Origin of the sequence: Dolichospermum sp. LEGE 00246 (assembly GCF_015207865.1) — a bacterium.
Lineage (GTDB): Bacteria > Cyanobacteriota > Cyanobacteriia > Cyanobacteriales > Nostocaceae > Dolichospermum > Dolichospermum heterosporum.
This window is the reverse complement of record NZ_JADEWA010000356.1, coordinates 1-5,754: the sequence shown is the minus strand read 5'-3', so window position 1 is coordinate 5,754 and position 5,754 is coordinate 1. Positions and strand designations below refer to the sequence as shown.

Here is a 5,754-nt window from a genome sequence, read left to right as displayed (position 1 = left end):
TGGTGATAAAATCATTGTTTTTTATCCTGTTCATCTTTTCATCCTGGGTATCCTGATTCTGACAGTTATTCCTTTTTTGTGGTTGAAAATCGTAGGAATGTTGGGTAACATACGTCAACCCAACCTACGGGTAATTGGTGATAAAATCATTGTTTTTTATCCTGTTCATCTTTTCATCCTGGGTATCCTGATTCTGACAGTTATTCCTTTTTTGTGGTTGAAAATCGTAGGAATGTTGGGTAACATACGTCAACCCAACCTAAGATGTTAATTGCTTTTCGAGATTTTTAGCAGCTAAGGACATTGAATAACAAAATACCCAATAAATCAAGCCGATAAATAAATATACTTCTGCATATCTTCCTAAAAATTGCGGTTGTGCTAATATAGAGCGTGCCATTCCTGTTAATTCTACTAATCCTACTAATGATAAAAGAGAAGTATCTTTAAATAAACCAATAAATTGACCAACAATTGCGGGAATGACTGCACGTAAGGCTTGGGGTAATATTACTAATATCAGTAATAAAGGTGTATTTAATCCTAATGCTTTTCCTGCTTCTATTTGTCCTCTGGGAATTGCTTGTAGTCCGCCGCGTACGTTTTCAGCCATGTATGCTGCACTAAATAATATTAATCCGGTAGTACCTCTGAGTAATCTATCTAAACGTAAATCTGCTGGTAAAAATAAGGGTAACATGACTTGGGCTAAAAATAGAATCCCAATTAATGGTAATCCTCTGACGATTTCAATATAAAGAATAGAAAACCACCGGACTACGGGTAAATTGCTGGTTCTTCCTAATGCGAGGAAAACTCCTATGGGGAAGGAAAGGACAATACTAATTATTGCCATTAATAGGGTAAGTAATAAACCATTCCATAAGTTTGTAGATACAGGTTGTAATCCTAAACCACCACCAATTAACCAGATAATTAGGGGACAAGATAATAACCAAGTTAGGGAAAGCCAAGGTGTAATGATTTTAGTAAATTTCTGACCAATTATCAAACCTACAACTATTAAATCTGTAATTAATAATAACCATAAACGGCTTGTTAATGGTATGGGTAAAATAAACAATAAAGTCCCCATAATCACAGCAGCAATCAACGAATTGCGGTTTGTGAATATTACTTTTTTGGTAAATACACCCCCAGTAATTGCGGTTAAAGTTGTAGATATTCCCAAAACAACCCAAATTCGCCAATATAAACTTTGGGGAAATCTACCTACTAAAAATAAGTGTAAATTAACTTGGATTACTTGCCATTGTGCTTTAGTAATTAACCAAATTGCAAATCCTTGAACTAACCAAAATAGAAATATAAAACAAACAACAGTTAGTAAACTATTGTACCAATTATTAAAAAGATTTTTTCTGAGCCAACTAAGTTTAATCATCATAAAAATGTGAGACTGCATAGAATAATCATCACCCGTATTCATCCGCGTTTATCCGCGTTTATCTGCGTTCAACATTATCTTTCCTTAATTTGCACAGAACGATTAAATAAATTCATAGTTAGAGAAATTATCAAACTCAAAGTCAGATAAGTAATCATAATTAACAGCATCACTTCTACAGCTTTCCCAGTTTGGTTAAAAGTGGTAGAAGCAACAAAATAAATATCAGGATAACCGATAGCGATCGCTAAACTGGAATTTTTGGTTAAATTAAGATATTGACTAGTTAATGGGGGAATAATCACCCGCAAAGCTTGGGGAAAAATCACCAATCGCATTGCTAAACCTGGGTTTAACCCCAAGGATTTGGCTGCTTCTAGTTGTCCTGTCGGGACTGATTGAATTCCCCCGCGCACAATTTCCGCAATAAACGCACCTGTGTAAAAAGTTAACCCCAATAATAAACTAGAAAATTCTGGAGACAAGGTAAACCAAGGAAGTTGAATTCCGTTTTGGCTAAAATTAGCAAAACCCAAAAAGGAAATTTTATTTTCGGCTTTGGGAAAACTCAAGAAAACTGCAAAATACCAAAATAGCAATTGCAACAATAATGGTGTATTCCGAAAAACCTCTACATAGATAACCGTAATATTTCTGACTAACCAATTATCTGATAATCTTGCAATTCCCGCAGTAATTCCCACAATTGTGGTGAGGAAAATTCCCATTATTGCTATTCTCAGAGAATTAACTAATCCCACTAATAAAGCATAATTATAAGCATCCGTTGGTTTGTAATTAATGAGAGTTTCCCCAATATCAAAAGATGCCTGTTGCTTGAGAAAATTAAATCCAAATTGAATTCCTAATTGCTGTAAATTTCGGCTGACATTCCCCCAAAAGATAACAAATACAAATACTGCTAAAAATACAAAAATTAGCTGGATAGCATTTTGCCAAAAGCGATTATCACGCCAGAAAGGAGGTTTTGAATTAGTCATTGGTCAGTTGTTAATAGTAAGAAATTTCTCTTGCTTCCTTAGCGGAAAGGTGGAGAATAGAGTAATCCTCCTTTTGTGGAAATTTGATTTTGTCCCCGTGGGAGATTTAGTTTTGTTTTTGCTCCCAAATTGCGATCATAAATTTCGCCATAGTTACCAACGTGCTTAATTATTTTGGCAGCAAAATCCTTCGTTAAACCAATTCCTTCGCCCAGGTTTCCTTCTGTTCCTAAAAAACGTTTGATATCGGGATCTTTACTATTAGCAAACTCTGCTAAATTTTGAGAATTAATGCCTAATTCTTCTGCTTTCACCAAAGCATAAACAGTCCATTTGACTATATCACTCCACTTGGTGTCACCCTTAGCAACTGCTGGCGCTAGAGGTTCAGAAGAAAGAACATCATCTAAAATCACGTTATCTTCTGGTTTAGGTAGGGTTGTCCGTCGAGAAACCAGTGCAGAACGGTCTGTAGTGACAGCATCACAACGTCCTTCTGCATAAGTGGCAAAGGTGATATTCACATCTTCAAAAACAACGGGTTTATAAGTAATTCCCCGTTTCCGCATTTGGTCTGCTAAATTTTGTTCAGTAGTAGTTCCAGTTTGCACACAAATGGCTTTGTCTTTCAGGTCTTTGATAGATTTGATATTGCTATTTTTACGCACCATGACGGCTTGACCATCATAAAATACCACAGGGGCAAAATCTAAACCCTGGGAAGTTGCGCGGCTAAAAGTCCAGCTAGTATTGCGACTGAGAATATCTACTTCTCCAGTTTGCAAAGCTGTAAATCGCTCCTTGGTGTTGAGATTGCGATATTCTACCGCATCTGGATTATCAAATACTGCTGCTGCAACAGCCCGACAAATATCAACGTCAATGCCGCTATATTTGCCGTCAGTGCCGACAAAACTAAATCCTGGTAGTTCACCGCTAACGCCACAAACAAGCTGTCCACGGCTTTTAATGCGATTCCAGAGAACGCGAGTAACTTGTCCTTGGGGGGTGCTGTCGGGATTTTGTGTATTGGGATTATTTTGTGGTTGATCATTACAGGCACTCAGAATTATGATTAAAGGGGCGATCGCTAAAGGCATCCCTATCCCCTGTAAAATTACAGATAATTTACTAAATTTCATCATTGTTTTTCCCAAGAATCTTCTTTGGATGTTTCCACATAATTGAAACATTTATTGATACTCGTGGCAAATATATCTTCTTAGGAGAGCAAAATTAAACATTTTGAAAATACCTAAACCCATGAATTACGTAGGGGCAAACCTTCTATAGTTGCCCTAAATACCGGGGTAGGCACGGGGCGCTACCCCTACATCAAATTCAAATCTTTTATATAATCAATTTTACCGACCTACCTACAAAAAACCTCTTAATTAAGAATATGCTAAATTTTCTCAACTCTCTTCTCGGTCGCCACCCAGAGCAAATCAAAGCCAATGTTGAAATTTATACTTGGCAAACTTGCCCCTACTGCATTCGCGCTAAAATGCTACTATCATGGAAAGGTGTTAATTTCACCGAATACAAAATTGACGGTGACGAAACAGCTAGAACAATCATGGCAGAACGCGCCGACGGTCGCCGTAGCGTCCCCCAAATTTTTATTAATAATCAACATATTGGTGGTTGTGATGACCTGTATCAATTAGATGCAAAAGCTCAACTTGACCCTCTGTTATTTCAGGTGACAGGTGACAGGTGACAGGTGACAGTGAAGAGGGGACAGGTGACAGGTTACAGGTGACAGGTTACAGGTGACAGGTTACAGGGAACAGACAAGAGAGAGAATTAATGACAACTGACAACTGACAACTGACAACTGACAACTGACAACTGACAACTGACAACTGACAATTCATGCTTGAACACCCAGAATATTTAAAACATCGAAAATGGATGAATCACGCTCTGGAATTGGCACGAGTGGCTGGTGATGCTGGTGAAGTTCCTGTGGGGGCTGTGATTGTTGATATGAATAATCAATTGGTTGCTGTGGGTGAAAATCGCAAAGAGCGAGATCAAGATCCTACTGCACACGCAGAAATTATGGCGATTCGGGCTGCTAGTCAAGTTTTACAAAGTTGGCGCTTGCATCAATGTACTTTATATGTCACTCTAGAACCCTGTCCGATGTGTGCCGGTGCTATAGTTCATGCCCGATTAGGAAAATTGATCTATGGCGTGGACGATACCAAAACTGGTGCTATTCGTACTGTTATTAACATCCCTGATCACCCAGCATCTAATCACCGAGTGAAAGTGGTGGGGGGTATTCTAGAATCAGAATGTCGAGAACAATTACAAAGTTGGTTTGTTACCCAACGTCAGCAAAAATAACAGACACAGATCAAACTGTCCAAATGGAAAAACACAAATTACCCAAGAAAATCTACGGTGGACATAATCAAGTTTGTGTCATCTTTTATTCGCCAAAAAATCAGCCACCGTCATGATCAAATCATACTTTGCTTCTACTAACCGCCATTCTCAAACTAGAAATACGCCGGTAAATCCTCACCTCGACTCCCCTCGGCAACCTTCGGTGCTTCAGAATACCTCGCGGGTTTCGCCTTTGTTAATCCGTGTTGCTTATCTTCTAGGACACTACATAGTTTTGCCATCTTTCTTTGGGCATATTAAGGTGACTGGAAGAGAAAATATTCCTACAAGTGGACCGGTAATTCTTGCCCCTACCCATCGTTCCCGCTGGGATTCCTTGGTTTTGCCCTATGCTACTGGTCGTTGTGTGACGGGTAGAGATATGCGATTTATGGTAACGAGTAATGAATGTCAAGGGTTGCAAGGTTGGTTTGTGCTGCGAATGGGTGGTTTTCCTGTGAATATTGAACGTCCGGCGATCGCAACTCTCCGGCATACAGTAGAGTTAATGCAGCAGGGGGAAATGTTAGTTATTTATCCCGAAGGTGGCATTCATCGTGATGGTCAACTTCATCCCCTGAAGCCGGGAATCGCTCGTTTAGCTGTGACTGCTGAATCTACCTATCCAGGATTAGATATTAAGGTTATCCCTGTCGGTATCCACTACAGTGAACCCTATCCTAATTGGGGTACTGATGTGAATATTCATATTGGTGAACCTATCAAAGCCGCAGATTATATGAATGGTAATTTAAAGCAAGAGGCCAAAAGGCTGACAGCAGATTTAACCCATAAATTAAAACAATTAAGTCATCAAGAAGTAAAAATTAGCGATCGCATCTTCATAGAAATTCATAATTGAGAGGAGTTCAGAAGAATGAAGAATGAAGAATGAAGAATGAAGAATGAAATTTCTCCCCTACTCCCCTACTCCTGTCTCTTATA

General features: G+C 38.7%; 7 protein-coding genes. 4 read left to right on the top strand and 3 right to left on the bottom strand.

Annotated features, from left to right (window positions below; translation table 11 throughout):
- Positions 1 to 271 (top strand): hypothetical protein (locus IQ228_RS26785; protein ID WP_228043964.1); only part of this gene is annotated, 271 nt, incomplete at its 5' end.
- Here IQ228_RS26785 and IQ228_RS19565 read toward each other — a convergent pair.
- The 3 genes from IQ228_RS19565 to IQ228_RS19555 all read right to left on the bottom strand — a co-directional run bounded on the left by IQ228_RS19565 (position 260) and on the right by IQ228_RS19555 (position 3,554).
- Positions 260 to 1,405, bottom strand: coding sequence for an amino acid ABC transporter permease (locus IQ228_RS19565; RefSeq protein ID WP_193964032.1), 1,146 nt, complete (start codon positions 1,403 to 1,405; stop codon positions 260 to 262). The two genes, IQ228_RS26785 and IQ228_RS19565, sit on opposite strands and share 12 nt — an antisense overlap.
- Positions 1,406 to 1,482: 77 nt before the next feature.
- Entirely contained in the window at positions 1,483 to 2,409 is a 927-nt protein-coding gene (locus tag IQ228_RS19560) for an amino acid ABC transporter permease (RefSeq protein WP_193964030.1), read from the bottom strand.
- A gap of 38 nt (positions 2,410 to 2,447) precedes the next feature.
- Entirely contained in the window at positions 2,448 to 3,554 is a 1,107-nt protein-coding gene (locus IQ228_RS19555) for an amino acid ABC transporter substrate-binding protein (protein WP_039203229.1), read from the bottom strand.
- A 257-nt stretch (positions 3,555 to 3,811) separates the two neighbouring features.
- Between IQ228_RS19555 and grxC the strand changes: the two genes are divergently transcribed.
- The 3 genes from grxC (at position 3,812) to IQ228_RS19540 (ending at position 5,671) form a co-directional block, all read left to right on the top strand.
- Positions 3,812 to 4,132 carry a glutaredoxin 3 gene (grxC, locus tag IQ228_RS19550; protein WP_027404949.1) on the top strand — a complete coding sequence of 107 codons (321 nt, stop codon included), beginning with the start codon at positions 3,812 to 3,814 and terminating at the stop codon, positions 4,130 to 4,132.
- Between the two features lie 194 nt (positions 4,133 to 4,326).
- The gene (gene tadA, locus IQ228_RS19545) at positions 4,327 to 4,767 is read left to right on the top strand and encodes a tRNA adenosine(34) deaminase TadA (protein ID WP_035083607.1); all 441 of its coding nucleotides are present in this window, start codon (positions 4,327 to 4,329) and stop codon (positions 4,765 to 4,767) included.
- Positions 4,768 to 4,879: 112 nt separating this feature from the next.
- On the top strand, positions 4,880 to 5,671 hold the full coding sequence (locus IQ228_RS19540; protein WP_193964028.1) for a 1-acyl-sn-glycerol-3-phosphate acyltransferase: 792 nt from the start codon (positions 4,880 to 4,882) through the stop codon (positions 5,669 to 5,671).
- Positions 5,672 to 5,754: the final 83 nt, after the last annotated feature.